Raw genomic sequence first — 18,088 nt, forward strand, 5'->3', positions numbered from 1 at the left:
CCGCCAATGCGCCAAACGGCACCCCACCTGCGCCAAACGGCACCCCACCCCCACCCCACTCGCCGCGCAAATACACGGAAAGAGTGGCCATCCGCCGAGGAATGGCCACTCTTTCCGTGAAAGCGCGCGGGGTGAGGGGTGGGGTTAGGGGGTGGGGAGGTGGGCGGTGTCGTTGATCGAGCGGACCGCTACGCCGCCGTCGGGCCAGCGGTCCAGGACGGAGATGCCGGCCGCGTCGAGATAGAGCCGGTGCAGGAACGCGTCGTCGGCGCTGAGCGCGTCGCGCAGCACCAGCTTGATCGGCGAGACGTGCGAGACCACCACCACGGTCTCCCCGGGGTACGCCTCGATCAGCGCGTCCGTGACCCGGATCGTCCGGGCGGCGACCTCGGTGAACGACTCGCCGTCCGGCGGGGCGACGTGGGTGGAGGCGAGCCAGGCGTCCAGCTCCCCCGGCCAGTCGGCGCGCAACTCGGCGAAGGTGCGCCCCTCCCAGGCCCCGAAGTCACACTCGATCAGGTCGCCGGCCGTGCGCAACGGGACGTCGCCGAGCGCCTCGACGATCGCCTCGGCGGTCGCCGTACACCGGGACAGGGGCGAGCTGACCACGGCCGCGACGGACGGGGCGAGGGCGGCCACCCGGGCGGCAACGGCCCGCACCTGGGCCCGGCCCCGCGCGGACAGCGGCACGTCGCCCCGGCCGGAGTAGCGGCGCTGCGCGGTGAACTCGGTCTCGCCGTGCCGGACCAGGATCAGCCGGGTGGCGGTGTCGCTGGGCCGCGGCTCCCAGGACGCGGGGATGGTGGCCGGGTCGGAGCCGGCCCCCCGGGTGGCGGCGCGGGCGGCGGCCTCGCGAGCGAGGGCCCGGGCGGGCGAGTCCGGGGCGGCCACCTCGCGCGACGGCTCGACTGCCCGGGTCGGCGCGGCGGCGCGGGCCGGCTTGCCGGCGGCGGCATCCATCGCCGCGTTGGCGAGGGCGTCGGCGTGCCGGTTGCGTTCCCGCGGGATCCACTGGAAGCGCACCGCGGCGAACCGGCCGACGAGGGCCGCCGCCTGCGCGGCGAGCGGACGCAGTCCCGGGTGCTTGATCTGCCAGCGCCCGCACATCTGCTCGACCACCAGCTTGGAGTCCATCCGGGCGTCGACCTCGGCCGCGCCCAGCTCGGCGGCGGCCTCCAGGCCGGCGATCAGCCCCCGGTACTCGGCGACGTTGTTGGTGGCGGTACCGATCGCCTCGGACCGCTCGGCCAGCACCTCGCCGCTGGCCGGGTCCCGGACCACCGCGCCGTAGCCGGCCGGGCCGGGGTTGCCCCGGGACCCGCCGTCGGCCTCGATGACAACCGTGTGTACCGCCATCGCGCCTACAGCCCGGACTCGTTGGTGCGGACCATGATCCGGCGGCACTCCTCGCAGCGGACCACCTCGTCCGGGGCGGCCTTGCGGATGCGGGCGATGTCGGCGCCGGAGAGGTCCAGCCGGCAGCCGCCGCAGCGGGCACCGGTGAGCAGGGCCGCGCCGAGCCCGCTGTCCTCGCGGATCTTGTCGTAGAGGGTGACCAGCTCGCCCGGCAGGTCCCCGGCGAGGGGCTGGCGGGCGGTCCGCTTGAACTCCTCCTCCTTGGCGATCTCGGCGAGGGCCTGGTCGCGACGCTGCTCGGTCGCGGCCCGTCCCTCCCGCGCCTCGGCAGCCCGCCGCTCGATGCCGTCGAGCACCCCCTGCGCGGTCTCCCGCTGCTCCATCAGCTCCAGCTCGGCGTCCTCCAGGTCGCTCTGCCGTCGGTTCAGCGAGACCAGCTCGTGCTGGAGCGCCTCCAGCTCCCGGGCCGGGCCGGTGCCGGCGGCGAGCCGCGTCTCGTCCTTGCTCTTGCGGGCCCGGACCTGCTCGACGTCCTTCTCCAGCCGGGCGATGTCCCGGTCCAGGTCGTCGACGGCGACCTGGGCGCGGACCCGCTCGTCCTCCAGCGCGGACAGCTCCCGCGCGAGGGCCTCCAGCTCCGCCCGCTCGGGCAGGGAACGGCGGCGGTGGGCGAGCTGGGCGAGGGAGGTGTCGATCGCCTGGAGGTCGAGCAGGCGGCGCTGGACCTTGGGGTCAGCCTTCACGGTCTGGGCTCCTTGTCGTCCGCGGCGAGGGCGGGGTCGGGGTCGGCGGCGGGTACCGGGGCGGCGCCGCCGGGCGCGAGGGTGGTGGCGGGGGCAGTGGTGGTGGCGGGGCCGGCGGGTGCCGGGACGCCGCCGGGCGCGGTGGCATGCACCGTCCACGGGTCGGTGTTCAGGTCGGACACCATGGTCTCGACGCCCAGCTCCGCCCGAAGCAGGGCGGCCAGGTCGTCCAGCCAGGGTCGTTCGGTCGCCCAGTGGGCGGCGTCGAGCAGTGCCGGGCCGTCGGCGGCGAGGTGCTCGCCGGCGGGGTGGTGGCGCAGGTCGGCGGTGAGATAGGCGTCGACGCCGGCCGCGGTGGCCGCGCCGAGGAAGGCGTCGCCCGAGCCACCGCTGACCGCAAGGGTACGCACCGTCCGCGCCGGGTCGCCGGCGGCGCGGACTCCCCAGGCGGTAGCGGGCAGCACGGCGGCGGCGTACCGGGTCAGCTCGGCGAGGGTCATCGGCCGGGGCAGCACGCCGATCCGGCCGATCCCCCGGCCCGCGCCGGCTGCCGGGGCGCCCGGCGCCGGGGTGTGCAGCGGGCGCAGCCCGGTCAGCCCGAAGCGGGCCGCCAGCGCGTCGGAGACGCCGGGGTCGGCCACATCGGCGTTGGTGTGCGCGACGAGGAGCGCCACGTCGGCCTTGATCAGTTGGTGGACGATCCGCCCCTTGTACGTCGTCGCGGCGACCGAGGAGACCCCCCGCAGCAGCAGCGGGTGGTGGGCGACGATCATGTCCGCCCCGGCGGCGAGGGCCTCGGCGACGGTCTCGGGGACGACGTCGACGACGCAGGCCACCCGGCGGACCTCAGCGGTCGGCTCGCCGAGCACCAGCCCGACCCGGTCCCAGTCCTCGGCCCAGGCCGGTGGGTAGCGCCGGTGCAGCGTCGCCACCACGTCGGCCACCGTCGGCGGTGTCGGGGTTGTGCTCACGGCGGGCCACTCTACCGGCGCGCGCCGTAGGTCAGGGCCGCGGCTGTGGACAGGGCCCCCGGTGCAACGGAATCCGTCGGCAAGGGGGCCCTGCTCCTCGTTCAGGCGGCTGGGGTGACCGGGCAGCGCCGGTCGCGGAGCGCCGCCAGGCCGACGCCCCACGGGAACGCGTGCAGGTGACGCTCGCCGGTGCCGGGTGGGTGCAGCGGCACGACGTGCTCGCCGAAAACCACGTCCACCCCCCACTCGGCGAGCCGGGCCAGGCTTGCCCGGAAGGCCGGGTGCCCGGCCATCGCGACGTTGGTGAACGGCACCGCCACGATCGGCACCCCCTTGCCCTGCGCCTCGACCAGCAGGCCGAGCGCGAGGGTGTCGGTGATCCCGGCCGCCCACTTGTTGACCGTGTTGACCGTGGCCGGGCAGACGATCATCGCGTCGGCCTGCGGCAGCACGTCCGGGTCACCCGGGTCCTTGTACCGGCTGCGGACCGGATGGCCGGTCTGCCGGGCCAGCGCCGGCCGGTCGACGAACTTCGCGCCGTCCGGCGTGACGACCACACAGACCTCCCGGCCGTCCTGCTGGGCCAACTCGACCAGGCGGCCGACGTGACCGGCCAGCGGCGACCCGCAGGCGATGACGTAGAGCACCCCACGGCGCTCGCTGCCGCGGTGCGGCCCGTTCATGCCGACCGCTGCCGCGCTCATACTCCCACTCCCATGTGCTCAGCCAACTCCGCAATCGGCGGAGGCGGCGCACCCCGTGTGCGACGCAGGATGTCCGACATCACCACGTGGGCGATCGGGCGGCAGCGGATCTCCGAGGGCGCGAGTCGGTCACCGCGCAGCAGCATCTCCCCGGCGGTGGCCACGTCGCCGATCTGGGCCATGCCCCGGGCGATGTCGAGCAGGTGGTGGGCCCGGCGCTCGGGAAGCAGGCCGTTGAAGGACGACTCGGGGATGCGCTGGTGATGCACCTCCACCGCCCGCCCCCCGTCGCCCAGCTCCACGGCGGCGGCGGCCCGGTGCAGCTCGACGTTCGTCGGACCGAAGGAGGTCCAGTAGTGGTTATGGTCGCCGCCGAGCAGGACGGCCGCCTCCTGGGCACCGTTGATCAGGTCGTCCACGGTCGCCGAGTCGCCGAGCCGGGCGGCGGCCATCGCGCCTTGGAGCAGCAGTAACCCGTAGACCGAGAGCCGGTCCGGGGTGGCGTCGTTGCCGCCGCCGGGGGCCAGCCGGTTGGCGATGTTGACGTTGAGCTCCAGCGCGGGACGGGCCCGCCCCATGGCGACCATCGCGTTGCAGACCCGGGTGGTGGCGATCCCGGCGAGGAGCTGGTCGTCGGCCCGCTGGGCGACCGCCATCGACCGGTCGGCGGCCAGCCAGGCCAGTTCGCACTCGCCGAGCTTGCGCAGCACCGAGGAGGCGATCTGGTACACCTGGCCGAGCAGGTGGGCGGCGTCACGGGACTGGTCGCCGTCGTGGCCGGCGTCCGCCGCCTGGGCGTCGCGCAGCAGCTTCGGCAGCGCCCGGGTGAGTATCCCGTAACGGCCGTACTGGTAGGTCAGCCAGGCGTGGTTGACCGCCTTGCGCATGTCCACCAGCGGCGGCGGGAACGGGGCGGCGTCGAAGTAGGCGCTCATCGAGTCGTACCGCTCCAGGGCCGCCCGGATCTCCTGGACCTCGACCGGGTCGATGCAGTTGAGCACGTCGGTACGCCGCTCCGGGTCCTTGCCGAGCAGTAACTGCACGTCGACCTGGAGGATGACGGCGATCTCGTAGAGAACGGAGAACTTGTCCAGCCGGCGCACCCCGCGCTCGACCTTGTCCACCCAGCTCTTGGACTTGCCGAGCCGGTCGGCGAAGACCTGCTGGGACATCTTGCGCCGACCGCGCCAGTACGCCACCCGCCGGCCTATGGGCAACTCGTCCATGTCCATCCCTCCCCTGGCCGGGCCGGTTGGCCTCGGCGGCGACCGTGCGGACGGATCGGCTGTCCGTTCGTCCTCAGGTTTTCGCTGGTCGCACAGCCAGTACGTCGGCCGAGCGGGCAGCACTCGTAGCTTTCGTGCAAGTTGCACCAGCCGTTCCGTCAAGTCAACGAACGCGAGTTACGGCAGTGACGGCGCTCGACAAGCGACCTGGCACCTACCGGTCCGGGCGAGAGGAGTTCGTAGGCATGTGGGGGAACGTCGGGCCGCGGGTCGCGCAGCTCTCGCCGCTGGAACGGGTCCGGCTGCGCCGGGTCGCCGTCCGCTACGCCGTCCACGGCTGGGAGGTGACCCCCGGCGCGTGCCTGGCCCGCAGCCGCTTCGTGTGCGGCCGGGCCGGCTGTCCCACCGTCGGCTGCCATCCCGCCCTGGAAGACTGGGAGCGGGCGGCCAGCACCGACGCGGCGCGGGTGGCGACCTGGTGGCGCAGCCGCCCGCACGGGGTGCTGCTGCCCACCGGGCGGGCGTTCGACGTCCTGGAGGTGCCGGCCCACCTCGGGCGGGGGGTCCTCGACGCGGTGGGGAACCACCCGGCCGGCTTCGGGGTCCGCGGCCCGGTGGTGGTGACGCCGACCGGGCGGTGGATGTTCCTGGTCCGCCCCGGCGACCCGCTGCGCCCGGAACTGGAGCACTGCTTCCACGTGGTCCGGCACGGCGTCGGCTCGTGGATCCCGGCGCCACCGACCCGGCTGCCGGAGGGCACGGTCCGCTGGGCGGTCGCCCCGGAACAGGCGCGCTGGCAGCTCCCGGACTCCTACCTGGTGCAGAACGTGCTGGTCGACGCGCTGCGGGCCACCGGCGTGGCGCTCACCCCCGAGCTGCTCCCCGGCCACCTGCCGCTGCCTCGACGCGGCCGGTGAACCCGCCCGCCACACCCTCGGCGCGGCGGGGCACCCCCGTCGCGCCGACGTCCCCGAGGGGCACCCCCGTCGCGCCGACATCCCCGAGAGACACCGCCGTCGCGCCCACGCCATTGAGGGGCACCGCCGCCCGGCCGGCGCCGCTGGTGGATCCGTCCGCCGTCGGCCCGACACGGGCGGGCCCGCCTGTCGGGGAGCCGACGCGTCCCGGGCAGCGTCCCTGCGGCCCGGGACGTCGTTGACCCGGACGAGGGGGCGACAGCGCCCCGAGCGGGGGTGTGATGTCCAGCAGGGATGACGCGGCACGCCGGCCAGACGGCGCGGAACCGCCGCCGCACCACCGACGCGGGCACCGCTGGCCGCCGACCCGCCCGTCCGGCTCCCGCCCCGGCCGTCCCCGCCCCGGAGGCGCCCACCCGGCCGGCACCCGCCGCCCCGCCGGCTGACCGCCCCCGCCGCTCCCACCGCTCCCACCCTCCGCGATCTTGCAGTTCGGGCCCGGTCAGACCGGGGCAAAAGCCGCATCCCGTGGGCCGCGAGTGCATGATCGCGGCAAGCGGCGGGGGGTCGTGTCAGGTTGGGAGGAGGGGGAGGTGGGTGGAGTGGAGGCAGCGGGCGTCGTCCGTGATCACCGCGTGCAGGTGGCCCAGGAGGCGGTCGAGCCAGCCGATGCCGGCCGCCCCCATCGCCACCGCCGCCGTGGCGTACGCGTCGGCGGCCCCCAGGTCCGGGCCGACCACGGTGACCGAGCGCAGGCCGGTGGCCGGTACGCCCCGGCGTGGGTCGAGCACGTGGTGCCCCCGCTCGTACACCCCGGAGGTGGCCACGGCCAGGTCGGTGCCGGTGAGCACCAGGCAGGCCGACGACTCGTCCCACGGGTGCCGGACGCCGATCCGCCACGGCCGGCCGCTCGCCGAGTTCCCCCGGACGCGAACGTCCCCGCCGGCGTTCAGGCAGTGGTTCGGCGCTCCGGCGGCGACCAACCGGTCTGAGGCGACCTGCGCCGCCCAGCCCTTCACGTAGCCGGACGGGTCCAGCCGCCCGGTGGCGTACGCGTCGAAGAAGCCGTCCGTGGCGCCCCACAGGTCGGCGCAGCGCTCCAGGACCGTGCGCAGGTCCCCGGACGCCTCGGACAGCGGCACCTCGCCCCGGTCGAACCGGCACACCTCGCTGTCGGCCCGGTACGTGCTGAACCGGGCGTCCACCTCGCGCAGCCAGGCGAAGACGGCGTCGGTCAGCTCGCGCAGCCGCGCCATGGGCAGGTCGTCGGCGAGGTCGAGGCTGATCGCCGTACCCATGACCTGCTCGACCCGGCGCAGGCCGGGGCGGGTCACCGGCGTGGTCACCTCAGCGGGCCCGGTCGAGGGCGGCCTGCAACGACTGGCGGTACGAGGTGCTGGTGGCGGTCGCCCCGGAGACGGTGTCCAAGTCGGTGCCCTGCTTCTGCACGACCTGCCCGGCGGTGCCGCTGTACCGGCCGTCGACCTCCTCGCTGCGCCGGTCGGACTGCGCGGTCTCCTGGGGCAGCTCCAGCGCCACCACGTCGACGATGCGGGTCCCGGACAGGGTGATCTGCACCTGCACGCTGCCGTACTCGTTGGAGACCACCGACCCGGTCACCTTGCGCGTGGTGGACTTCGGCGGCGCGGCGGTGGTGGTGCGCGGCGCCGAGGTGGGCCGGGCCGAGGTGCTGGTCCGGGAGCCCGGGGTGCGGGTGGCGGTGGGGCGGGGCTTCGGGGTGGCGGTGGCGCGGGCCGACGCGGCGGAGGTCGGCGTGGGCGCGGCCGACCGGCCCGGGGCCGCCCCGGACGGCACCACCGGCGGCCGGGTGGCGGGCAGCTCCTGGGCGACCTGGCCGGCCTCCGGGGAGCCCTTGAGCACCACCAACGCGGTGGTGCCGGCCGCGAGGCCGGTGATCGCGAGCAGCGCGCGACGCATGGGGCCTTCCTTACAGCTCGAAGGTGGCGAGGTGGATCTGCCGGCGTGGCACGCCGGCCCGGCGCAGCGCCCGGACGGACTGTTCCACCAGGCCGGGCGGGCCGCACAGGTAGACGTCCCGGTGGGCCACGTCGGGCACCAGCCGGCGCAGGCCCGCGGCGCTCATCACCTGCCGGGGGCCCTGGTCGTCGCGGGAGCCGATGACGTACCAGACGTCGGTGCCCCGCTCCTGGGCCAGCCAGTCCAGCTCCCGGTGCAGCAGCACGTCGTCGGGGGTGCGGGCCCGGTAGATCAGGGCAGCGCCGGGCGGCAGCTCCTCCAGCATCGCCCGTAGCGGGGTGATCCCGCTGCCGCCGGCGATCAGCAGGGCCCGCTCCCGGGTGCGGTGGGCGGCGGTGAACGTGCCCGAGGGGCCCTCCGCCCAGACCCGGGTGCCCTGGTCGAGGTCGCGCAGGTCGGCGGTGTGCCGGCCGACCACCTTGACGGTCAGCCGCAGCCAGCGGCCGTTCGCAGCGGCGGAGACGGAGAACGGGTGCGACTGCCACCAGCAGCCCCGGGTGAGGAACCGCCAGCGGAAGAACTGCCCGCCGAGCAGGTCGACGCGGTCGAGCCGGTCGCCGGTGAGGTAGACCGAGACGGTGTCCGGGCTCTCCGCGACCACGTCGGCCACCCTCAGCCGGTGCCGCAGGTTGAACCGCAGCGGGGCCACCACCCGGCCCCAGAGCAGGGCGGCGGCGACCAGCGCGTACGCGGTGATCCAACCGGCGCGCACCGGGCCGGCCGGGAAGAGCTGGGCGCCGTTGCTGAACTGGTGGCTGAAGCCGAGCAGCAGGACCAGGTAGCTGGCCAGGTGCAGGTGGTGCCAGAGCTCGTAGGGCAGGGCGGTGCGGACCGCCCGGATCCCGGTGAGGCCGAGCAGCACCAGGATGCCGGCGGCGGCGAACGCGGCGACCATGTCCTCGTACTCGCGCAGCAGCTCGCCGGCCTGGCCGAGCACCGACCGCCGGCCGGCGGCGTAGCCGACCACGATCAGCGACAGGTGGGCCAGCACGGTGACCACCAGGGTGGCGCCGACGTCGCGGTGCCAGCGGGAGATCCGCTCCCCGGCGAGACGCCCCAGCAGGCCGAGGCGGCTCATCATCAGCACCTGCACCAGCAGCAGGTAGCCGGCGACCAGGCCTGCGATCCGCCCGGCGGCGGTCAGCGTGGCACTGGTGCTGCCCAGCGAGCCGGCCGGGGTGTCCAGCCACCACGGCAGCACAGCCGCGACCAGGCCCACCCAGAACAGGGTGGTCACCGCCCGCCGGCCGCCCGGCCCACGCCGGGGCACCGCCGCCGGGGGTACGGGAGCAGCCGACCGGCCGCCGCTCCGGGACGGGGTCCCGGTGTGGCGGCCGGCGGCGTGGGCGTGCTGATGGGTCACGCGTACAGCTTCATCGGGGTGAACTTCTGCCGGGGGAAGATCTTGTCCACCTCGGCGGTGGTGAGCCCGAACCGGCCCTGGGCGACGGATCCGTACACGTTGAACATGTTGTTGTACTCGGGCACGTCGCCGGAGTCCAGCTTGTCCAGGCCGTTCCAGGTGCCGAGCAGCGAGCCGGCGAGCTTGCGGCCGGACAGGACGGTGACCACCCCGCCATGGCCGTGGTCGGTGCCGCCGCCGTTGGAGGAGACCCGGCGGCCGAACTCGCTGGACACCATGATCGTCACGTCGGCGGCCTTGTCGCCCAGGTCGGTGAAGAACGCGGCCATGGCGCCGGCCAGCTCGTTGAGCCGCCGGTGGAGCTGGCCGCCGGAGCGGGTGCCCTGGTTCTCGTGGGTGTCGTAGCCGCCCATCCCGACGGTGGCGACCCGGACGTTCGCCCCGCCCTTGATGAGCTGGGCGAGCTGCTGGAAGGCGTTGCCGACGCCCTCGTACTTGACGCCCTCGGCCGCCTCGTACGGCTTCGCGGCCAGCTTCTGCGCGGTGGCCAGCGCGCCGAGGCCGTCCTGCACCGCCTCCTCGACCGGGTGGTTGATCCCGGTGAACAGGCCCTTGATCGCCTTCTCGGTGGCGGCCCGGTACCGGGCGTCGCCGTTGAGCCGCAGCGAGCCGACGCTGTTCATGGACAGCGCGCCGTTAGTGCCGACCAGCGACCGGGGCAGGGTGCTGCCGATGCCGACGCTGCGGAACGCGGTGCCCTTGCCGAGGTTGTCGACCAGGCTGTCCAGCCAGCCCCGGCCGCCGGTCTCGCTGGGCAGGCCCCCGAGGTTGCAGGCGTCCGCGGCCTGGAAGTGGCTGCGGGACAGCCGCTCGTCGGAGACCGCCGGGACGAAGCCGAGCTGGCCGGCCTTGAGCCACTGCTCCAGCGGCTTGAACGCGCTGGTCAGCTTGAACCCCCGGCCCAGGGCCAGGGAGTCGTCGCCGAGCAGCAGGTCGGGGCGGGCCTTGGCCAACACCGGGTCGCCGGCCGGGGCGACCAGGCTCAGCCCGTCCAGCCCGCCGTAGAGGAAGACGTGGATCAGGGTGCCGGTCTTCGTCGCGGCGAACGAGGCGGAGGTGGTGACGAACTGTGCGGTGGCCAGCGCCGTGGCGGTGGCGGCGGCACCGGCCACGAAGGTGCGCCGGGTGACCCCCCGACCGTCCTGCTGGGCCTCCTCCAGCTCCTCCAGCCGGCGGTAGCGGTCGGTTTCGGCGGCGTTCTCGGCGGCGACGATGTCGGCCTCCGCCCGCAGCAGCGCCTCGGCCGGGTTGTCGGCCAACCGCCGCAGGTCGGGGCATTCGGGGTGCAGGGGGAACGAGTGCACAGTCTTCTCCATCGGATGCCTCACCGGAGGTGGTGCTGGGGGGACGCGAGGATCGCCCGCGCGACGGCGGCGATTGCCCCGTTGAACGTGGCGTCGACCCTGGTGCTCGCCGAGACCCCGGCGACGTCGAGGATCAGCTCCCGCTCCCGGGCGCTGAGCTTCTGGTGCACCAGGCGCTGGGACAGCGCGTCCACGTACGCCCCGGCGGTGGCCGGCGGCCGGGCGACCAGCTTCTCCGGCTTGGTGTACGTGAACTGGGTGCGCCAGCCACCGAGGAGTTCACCGGCCTCGTTCCAGCCGTTGACCATCGTGCCGGCCGAGGTCCAGGCGACGTAGACGTCCGGGTAGCCGTCGGGGGTGGGCTGGCCCATCGGGTACTGGCCCAGCTCGCGCATCTTGTCGTGGATCTGCCGCAGCCCCTGGGCGAACGCGGTGCGCTTGTTGTCGCCCTGCTTGAACCCGGGCGCCGCCTGCGGGGAGACGCCGAGGGTGCGGTACGTGGCGACCAGGTACTCCATCGGCCGGCGCACCTTCTGGCCCACCGACGCCCAGAACTCCGAGGAGCTGAAGAGCGTCATCAGCATCGGCTTGATCATGCCCTTGTTCGCCGCGTACGTCTTGGCCAGGCGCTCCACCAGGGACTTCGGCGGGGTGTCCGAGACGAACCGGGTGGCCAGGCTCTGCGCCACGTACCTCGCGGTCGACGGGTGCAACGCGATGTACGCGATGTACGCGTCGATGGCCGCGTCGGCCTTCTTCGGGTCGTCGGAGTTGTTCGGGTGGGAGAAGCCGAGGACCTTCACCTTGCCCAGGTAGTGCCGCTCCGGGCGGAAGACGTACTTGCCGTCGTTGACGCCGCGGCCGGTCTGGAGCAGGGCGGCCTGCCGGACGTCCTTCTCGGTGTAGCCGCCGTCGACGCCCACCGAGTACAGCTCCAGGTTCTCCCGGGCCAGGTTCTCGTTGACCGCGTCTGCGCGGGAGTCGTTCTGGCTGAGGTACAGCAGCAGCGCCGGGTGCTTGTTCGCGGCGACCAGCATCTCCGGGTAGCTGCCCAGCGCGTGCTTGCGCACCACGTCGGCGTCGAACGAGGTCCGGTACACCTCGCCGCCGTCGAAGTTGGCGGCGACGTGCAGGAAGTCGTTCCAGAAGTCGACCATCACCTCGAAGAGCTGGCGCTCCGACCAGATCTGCCGGGCGATGGTGGCGTCGACCACCTCGCGCTCGGGCTGCGCGCCCCGCTCGTTGAGGGCGTCGCGTTGGGCGCGTAGCTGCTGGGGGCTCAGCTTGAGCGTCGGCAGGTCGGCCAGCTTCAGCTCCGCCGGGGTGGGCGCGAGCTTCTCCGGCTCCAGCTGCTGGCGGACCCAGGCGTCGATGCCGAGCCGCTTGATGTCGGCCGTCAGCTTCGGGGTGGCGCCGAAGGTGGCCCGGCTGGCCAGGTGCCGGACCGGGTCCTTGGCGAGCACGGTCTTGACCGTGACCTCGGTGGCCTCGGCGGCGGCGGCCGGGCCGGAGAAGGTACGCCCACCGGAGGGGCTGTTCTTCTTCAGCGCCTCGCCGGCCCGGGAGCCCATGTAGCTCTCGTTCTGCTCGGTGTAGGTGCGCACCGTGCTCGGCTGCTGGCCGCTGGGGCGGGCGGGGGTGCCGTCGGTGACCGTGGTGCCGGTGGCGTCGCCGACCGGGGCGTCGCCGCCGAAGAGCCCACGCACCTGCGGGGTCATGGCCAGGGCGGCGCCGCCGGCCACCACCGCGGCGGTGCCCCCGATGGCGGCGAGGGCGCGCCGCCGGCCCACCCTGCGGCCCGGGTCGTCGTCATCGTCCAGGTTGGGTAGTCCGTAGCCGGGGTTCGCGGCCTGGGCCGGCTGGCCGAGGCCGTCGGGGCCGACCCACTGTGGGCCGCGCTGTGCCGGCCCGGGGGCGGCGGGCGCGTGCCCCGGGTACGGGCCGCCGGCCGGGGCGGGGTGAGCGCCGGGGTGCGGGTGGTTCGGCTGCTGGCCGGTCGGGCCGTAGGGGACGGACGTGCCGTGGTCGCGGTAACCGTCCTGGGCGGGGTGCTGTCGTCCGTCCCAGCCGCGATCGTCCCGCGGCCGGCTCGGTGGCACATTCTGGTCGGCCATGTACCAATCCCGTTTTCGTCGAACGCCGGCACGGCTACGCCCGGGGGTGGGGCGGGGTGCGGCGGCTACTGCTGGAGGAGTTGCCACGGAAGGTAGCCGGGGAGGTGAGAGCCTTCAATACGCGCCGAATCAGCCGGCGAGGGCACTTAAGACGGCGTTCAACGGCACGGGCGGAGGGTCCGTTTCGGCTGCTGCCGGGGGCTGCGTCCGGAGCAGGACGAACACGCACCGGCCGGGCCCGGACGTGCCGTTTCGCACCGCCCCGGCGCGACGTGCGCCGTTCCCTGGCACAGCGAAACTTAAGGGAGGAATAAGGCTGCGCTCAAGCGGCCCACGACGCGGGGGCCAGCGCTCCGGCGGCGGTGGACGGACCGCCGGCGGGGACGTCGGCTCCCGCTCCCACCCGGCGAGCTGTCGAAAGTAGCAGCAGGAGGAGCGCGTGAGCCGCCGCCGCAGCGGGTATGCCGCCGAACCGCTGAACGCGTGAGGGGAAGGCACCGCCATGCTCAGCAAAGAGGATCAGCGCAGGTTCGAACAGATCACCCGTCAGCTCCGGGAAAGCGATCCGGAGTTCTTCACCCGCCTGGAACACCGGGCCCGGGGCCACCGCAGCCGGTACCTGATGCTGTTGACCATCGTGCTGTGGGCCTCGCTGCCGGCGGCGACCGTGCTGGCCGGCGGGCTGGCCGGGGCGATCTTCGCGGTGGTGTTGCTGGCCAACGGCGCACTCATGTGGCGGTTCCGCCGCCGCTGGCTGTGACGCCGGTCCGGCCGCCGGTCCGCCGTCGGCCGCGAACCGTCATCAGGTCGTCGGACGGGACCTCGACGCCGGTGCCCGGCCCGCCTCCGGGCGGGCGTGGCCGAACTCCCGGTACGCCCGGCGCAGCCGTTCCAGCAGGCCGGGCCCGCCGAGCGCGGGCGCGGGCGCGCCGAGCTGCCGCAGCAGCAGGTCCGGGCCGGTCAACAGGGTCGGCGGCCGGTCCGGCAGCGGCACCGGAGGCACCCAGAACCGGTCGACGGCCTCGTCCAGGGGCGCCGGGGGCAGCGCGGCGAGCGCCCGCGCCGCCCCGACGGCCGGCGCGACCCGGCCGGAATCGTCCCTGGCGGACGGTGACCCGGGGCGGCCGGCAACCGCCGGGGCGGCCGACCCGGCCCGACCGAGGCTGTCCGGGGTGGACGGCGCGGGCACCCGACCGGGGCCATCCGGGGTGGATGACGCGGGCACCCGGCCGGCCCTCGGGGCGTTCCGATCGCCCGCCGTGGCACCGGCAGCACCGGCGGCCGGCTCCGCGCAGTCGACGGCCGGGGCGGCGGCGCGCAGGTCGCGCAGCCGGTCCAGCAACTCCGCCCGCCGCCGTCCCCGCCAGTGCAGCAGCTCGAACGGGTCCGCGTCGAACGCCTCCGCGAGCAGGTAGAACGCCGCCGCGAGGTGCTTGCACGGGACGGCGAAGTCGGGGCAGTCGCACCGCTGGGCCAGCTCGTCGACCCCGGCGGGGAACAGCGGCGCCCCGGCACCGGCGCACAGCTCCTCCAGTTCGGCGGGGAGGTCACCGGCGAGCAGTCGGGCGCTGAAGAACGCCTGGGCCGCCAGGTCCGCCTCGATCCGGTGCCACAGCGCCGCCGGGAACGGCTCCAGCGCGATCCGCACCCGGTACGGCTCGCGCCGGGAGCCCTGCACCCGCGCGGTCACCACGCCGGGGGCGACGTCGAGGCTGACCACCTGGCCCGCCCGCGCGTACGACCGGCCCCGGGTGAGCCGGGTACCCAGCGCGAACGACTCCAGCACCTCCAGGAACCGGCGGGACCACCAGGACCGGCCGATCGCGCCCCGGGTGCTGCGGGCGCGCAGCCCGCCGTCGACCCGGCGCGGCCGGCCGTATTCGGCGAACCGGCCGGTCGACGCCGACCAGTCCGTCGACGGCCCGGTCACTCGGCCACCGCCCCGGCCTCCAGCGCGAACAGCTCGCGCAGCCGCTCGGTGGACAGCTCGGTCACCCACTGCTCCCCGGAGCCCACCACCGACGCGGCCAGGCTCCGCTTCTCGGCGATCATCGCGGCCACCTTCTCCTCCACCGTGCCGGCGCAGACGAACTTGCGGACCTGGACCCTCCGGCGCTGGCCGATCCGGAACGCCCGGTCGGTGGCCTGGTCCTCGACGGCGGGGTTCCACCACCGGTCGACGTGGACCACGTGGTTGGCGGCGGTGAGGGTCAGCCCGGTGCCGCCGGCCTTGAGGCTGAGCACGAACAGCGGCGGCCCGTCAGCGGACTGGAAGCGGGTCACCATCGCGTCCCGGTCGGCCTTGCCCACCCCGCCGTGCAGGAAGAGCACCTCCCGGCCGAACCGGGCGGAGAGGTGCCCGCGCAGCATCCCGCCGAACTCGGCGTACTGGGTGAACAGCAGGGCCCGCTCCCCCGCCGCGAGCACCTCGTCGAGGATCTCCTCCAGCCGGGCCAGTTTGCCGGACCGGCCGGCCAGCGCGGACCCGTCGCGCAGGAGCTGAGCGGGGTGGTTGCAGACCTGCTTGAGCCGGGTCATCGCCGACAGCACCAGGCCGCGCCGCTCGATGCCGTCGCTGGACTCGATGCGGGCCAGCATGTCGTCCACCACCGCCTGGTAGAGCGACGCCTGTTCGGCGGTGAGGTTGCACAGCACCTCCATCTCCAGCTTCTCGGGCAGGTCGGAGATGATCGACGAGTCGGTCTTGAGCCGGCGCAGCACGAACGGGCCGGTCATCCGGCGCAGCCGCTCGGCGGCGTCGGCGTCGCCGTGCCGCTCGATCGGCTCGGCGTACGCCTTCTTGAAGCTGGCAGCCGGTCCGAGCAGACCGGGGTTGGCGAACTGCATGATGGACCACAGGTCGGCGAGCCGGTTCTCCACCGGCGTGCCGGTGACCGCCACCCGGTGCCGGGCGGGCAGCGACCGGACCGCCTCCGCCTGCCGGGTGGCGGCGTTCTTGATGGCCTGTGCCTCGTCCACCACCAACCGGTGCCAATCGATCCCGGCCAGCTCGACCGCGTCCCGGGTGGCCACCGAGTAGGTGGTGAGGACCAGGTCCGCCGCGTGCACGACCGCGGCGAACCCCTCCCGGCGCGCCCGGTCGGCACCGTGGTGCACGTGTACGCGCAGCGTCGGGGCGAACCGGGCCGCCTCCCGCTGCCAGTTGCCGACCAGCGACATCGGGCAGACCAGCAGGGTCGGCCCGGCGGTCGGCGGGTCCCCGGCGATCAGCGCCAGCAGCTGCACCGTCTTGCCCAGCCCCATGTCGTCGGCGAGCACCCCGCCGAGGCCGAGCGACTGGAGGAACGCCAGCCAGGCCAGCCCTCGCCGCTGGTACGGCCGGAGCGTCCCGGTGAACGTCGGCGGCGGGTCCAGCGGGGTGAGCCGCCGCTCGGCCTGCCCGGAGAGCAGCTCGCCGAGCGCCCCGTCGGCGGTCACCTCCAGCACCGGGAGCGCGTCGTCGGAGTCCGCCTCGGCGAGGCCGAGCCGGAGCAGGTCGGCCACGGTCAGCTCACCGGCCGAGCGGAGCATCCGCAGCCCGGCGGCGAGTCGCCCCGGGTCCAGCTCCACCCAGCGCCCCCGCAGCCGGACCAGCGGCGTCTTCAGCTCCGCCAACGCGGCCAGCTCCTCGGCGGTGAGCGACTCGTCGCCGAGCGCCACCTCCCACCGGTAGTCGACCAGCGCGTCCAGGCCGAACCCGCCGTCGGCGGCGGCCACGGTGCCCGGCGCGGTGCGGCTGCGGGCCTGCAACCGGGCCCCCAGCCGGGACGAGGGCCGCCGCCACCAGGACGGCAGCAGCACCCCGAAGCCGGCGGCGTGCAGCACCGGAGCGCCGTCCCGCAGGAACCGGTGCGCGCCCTCGACATCCAGCTCCAGGGCCTCCGGGGTGGCCGTACGCAACGCCGCGTCCAGCTCCGGCCAGAGCCGGCTGGCCCGACCCAGCTCGGCGAGCAGGGTCTCCTGCGGGGAGTCCAGCCGGCCGGCGAGGGCCGGCACGGTGTGCGGGGACCGCCAGACCTGCCCGGCGTCGACGATCAGGCTCGGCTCGTCGGCGGCCTGGAGCCCGAACTCGACCCGCCAGCGAGCGGCGTCGGGGGGCGTCCCGGCCGGACCGGCCACCGCCTCCTGCGGGCCCCGGGCCCCGGCCGGCACATCGCCGGTCGGGTCGGCCAGGGCGTCGTCGAGCGCGTCGGTGAAGGCGTCGTCGAGCAGGTCGGCGACCGGCTCCACCAGGCGGAAGCTGGCCCGGACCGCGCCGCCGGCCGCGTCCCGCTGCCAGTCGTCCAGCTCGGCGCGCAGCGCCGCGAGGGCCCCCGGCTCGGCGGTGAACTCCCCGGCCGGACCGGTCAGCGCGGCCAGCCAGGCCGGCACCGCGCCGGTCGGCCGGCCGCCCCGGGTCGGCGTGGTGCGGGTGAGGGCGGCCCGGGCCGCGGCGTCGGTCAGCACGTCGAGGGCGTCGGCGACCAGGTCGCCGGGGGGCAGGTCGACGGCGGCCCGGGCGGCCGGCGGGAGGGCCAGGGCGAGCGACCGGGCCCAGGCCGCGTCGGCGCCGGTGAGCAACGGCCGCCACACCGCCCGCGCCGCGACCGCCCCGGCCCGCGCGGGCCGGCGCCGGGCCCGCGTCGGGGTGCCGGCCGGGCGGAACGCGGCCGGCTCCGCCCGCGCCGCCGGGGCCCCGGGCTCGTCGTCCTCGGGCCGCGACGGGGCGACCCCGGGCAGGACGCGGCCCCGGCGGACCAGGTCGGCGGCGAACTCGGCCAGCTCGGCCAGGTGCCGCAGGGTGGCGCCGGGCATCCCGGCGTGGTCGCCGGCAGCGCGTAGCAGCGCGAGCGCGTCCGCCGGGGCGTACCGGAGGGCGGGAGCGCGCCACCCGGCGAGGGTGACCGGCCCACGGACCGGCTCGTCGACGGCGGTCCGGACCAGCTCCGGCGAGTCGACCGGCGAGCCCGCCCTGGTGGGCAGGCGCAGCAGCACCGACCCGGCCTCGGCGGTCCCCGGCCCGGTCGTTTCCGGCGAGCCGGGCGGCCGGCCGGTGGTCGCCGACCCGACGGTCTCGGGGCCCACGGTTGCCGACCCGTCCGTTCCTGGGCCGTCCGTCCCTGGGCCGGCGGCGGCCCGGCGGGCGGGCGGCGGGACGTCGGCCTGCGGGTCGGCGTGGTCGAGGGCGGCGGCCAGGGTGGCGGGATCGGCGGCGAACGGGTGGGGCCGCTCGCGGGGGACCCGGCCGGGGCGGCGGGGCGCCCGCGCCGGCAGGGCGGTGTCCTCAGCCCAGACGGCGAGCCCCGTACCGGGCAGCCACGCCCCGTGGATGACCAGCACCCGTCCCCCTCCG

General features: G+C 75.4%; 14 protein-coding genes and 1 pseudogene. 2 read left to right on the forward strand and 13 right to left on the reverse strand.

The genetic code is table 11. The annotated features are described in order from the left end of the window. Positions 1–144: 144 nt before the first annotated feature. The 5 genes from OG617_RS05765 to OG617_RS05785 form a co-directional block, all read right to left on the reverse strand. Positions 145–1,356: a bifunctional RNase H/acid phosphatase gene (locus OG617_RS05765; protein WP_405099345.1), complete on the reverse strand. Its 1,212-nt coding sequence runs from the start codon at positions 1,354–1,356 to the stop codon at positions 145–147. Between the two features lie 5 nt (positions 1,357–1,361). Further along, positions 1,362–2,099 (reverse strand): zinc ribbon domain-containing protein, encoded by a 738-nt coding sequence (locus tag OG617_RS05770; protein ID WP_396681574.1) that lies wholly within the window; start codon positions 2,097–2,099, stop codon positions 1,362–1,364. Then, a complete protein-coding gene (locus OG617_RS05775; protein WP_405099347.1) occupies positions 2,096–3,070 on the reverse strand; it encodes a Nif3-like dinuclear metal center hexameric protein in 975 nt (324 codons plus the stop codon). The genes OG617_RS05770 and OG617_RS05775 overlap by 4 nt, the downstream gene beginning before the upstream one ends. A gap of 101 nt (positions 3,071–3,171) precedes the next feature. After that, positions 3,172–3,753 carry a flavoprotein gene (locus tag OG617_RS05780; RefSeq protein WP_405103489.1) on the reverse strand — a complete coding sequence of 194 codons (582 nt, stop codon included), beginning with the start codon at positions 3,751–3,753 and terminating at the stop codon, positions 3,172–3,174. Positions 3,754–3,770: 17 nt separating this feature from the next. After that, the gene (locus tag OG617_RS05785) at positions 3,771–5,000 is read right to left on the reverse strand and encodes a helix-turn-helix domain-containing protein (protein ID WP_405099349.1); all 1,230 of its coding nucleotides are present in this window, start codon (positions 4,998–5,000) and stop codon (positions 3,771–3,773) included. A gap of 245 nt (positions 5,001–5,245) precedes the next feature. On the opposite strand from OG617_RS05785, the gene OG617_RS05790 reads away from it, so the two are divergent. Beyond that, positions 5,246–5,917, forward strand: a complete 672-nt coding sequence (locus tag OG617_RS05790) for a bifunctional DNA primase/polymerase (RefSeq protein ID WP_405099351.1) — start codon at positions 5,246–5,248, stop codon at positions 5,915–5,917. A 572-nt stretch (positions 5,918–6,489) separates the two neighbouring features. Here OG617_RS05790 and OG617_RS05795 read toward each other — a convergent pair. Genes OG617_RS05795 through OG617_RS05815 form a run of 5 tightly spaced genes read right to left on the reverse strand, consistent with a single transcriptional unit; the run spans position 6,490 to position 12,756 of the window. Beyond that, positions 6,490–7,215, reverse strand: coding sequence for an FAD:protein FMN transferase (locus tag OG617_RS05795; protein ID WP_405103491.1), 726 nt, complete (start codon positions 7,213–7,215; stop codon positions 6,490–6,492). A gap of 49 nt (positions 7,216–7,264) precedes the next feature. Further along, a complete protein-coding gene (locus tag OG617_RS05800) occupies positions 7,265–7,855 on the reverse strand; it encodes an FMN-binding protein (protein WP_405099353.1) in 591 nt (196 codons plus the stop codon). Positions 7,856–7,865: 10 nt separating this feature from the next. Continuing rightward, complete coding sequence (locus tag OG617_RS05805; protein ID WP_405099355.1) at positions 7,866–9,278, reverse strand: ferric reductase-like transmembrane domain-containing protein; 1,413 nt, start codon at positions 9,276–9,278, stop codon at positions 7,866–7,868. After that, positions 9,275–10,654 (reverse strand): DUF1501 domain-containing protein, encoded by a 1,380-nt coding sequence (locus OG617_RS05810; protein WP_405099357.1) that lies wholly within the window; start codon positions 10,652–10,654, stop codon positions 9,275–9,277. The genes OG617_RS05805 and OG617_RS05810 overlap by 4 nt, the downstream gene beginning before the upstream one ends. Positions 10,655–10,662: 8 nt before the next feature. Further along, positions 10,663–12,756: a DUF1800 family protein gene (locus OG617_RS05815; protein ID WP_405099359.1), complete on the reverse strand. Its 2,094-nt coding sequence runs from the start codon at positions 12,754–12,756 to the stop codon at positions 10,663–10,665. Between the two features lie 502 nt (positions 12,757–13,258). Between OG617_RS05815 and OG617_RS05820 the strand changes: the two genes are divergently transcribed. Further along, positions 13,259–13,516 (forward strand): DUF3040 domain-containing protein, encoded by a 258-nt coding sequence (locus OG617_RS05820; RefSeq protein ID WP_396681586.1) that lies wholly within the window; start codon positions 13,259–13,261, stop codon positions 13,514–13,516. A 42-nt stretch (positions 13,517–13,558) separates the two neighbouring features. Here OG617_RS05820 and OG617_RS05825 read toward each other — a convergent pair whose 3' ends face one another. From OG617_RS05825 to OG617_RS05835, 3 genes and pseudogenes are all read right to left on the reverse strand, one after another. Beyond that, the gene (locus OG617_RS05825; protein ID WP_405099361.1) at positions 13,559–14,686 is read right to left on the reverse strand and encodes an SWIM zinc finger family protein; all 1,128 of its coding nucleotides are present in this window, start codon (positions 14,684–14,686) and stop codon (positions 13,559–13,561) included. Beyond that, entirely contained in the window at positions 14,683–17,820 is a 3,138-nt protein-coding gene (locus OG617_RS05830; RefSeq protein ID WP_405103493.1) for a DEAD/DEAH box helicase, read from the reverse strand. The genes OG617_RS05825 and OG617_RS05830 overlap by 4 nt, the downstream gene beginning before the upstream one ends. A gap of 60 nt (positions 17,821–17,880) precedes the next feature. Next, positions 17,881–18,075, reverse strand: a pseudogene (locus tag OG617_RS05835) (hypothetical protein); the annotation flags it as partial. Between the last annotated feature and the right edge of the window lie 13 nt (positions 18,076–18,088).

Origin of the sequence: Micromonospora sp. NBC_01412, from assembly GCF_045040215.1 — a bacterium.
Classification (GTDB): domain Bacteria; phylum Actinomycetota; class Actinomycetes; order Mycobacteriales; family Micromonosporaceae; genus Micromonospora; species Micromonospora rubida.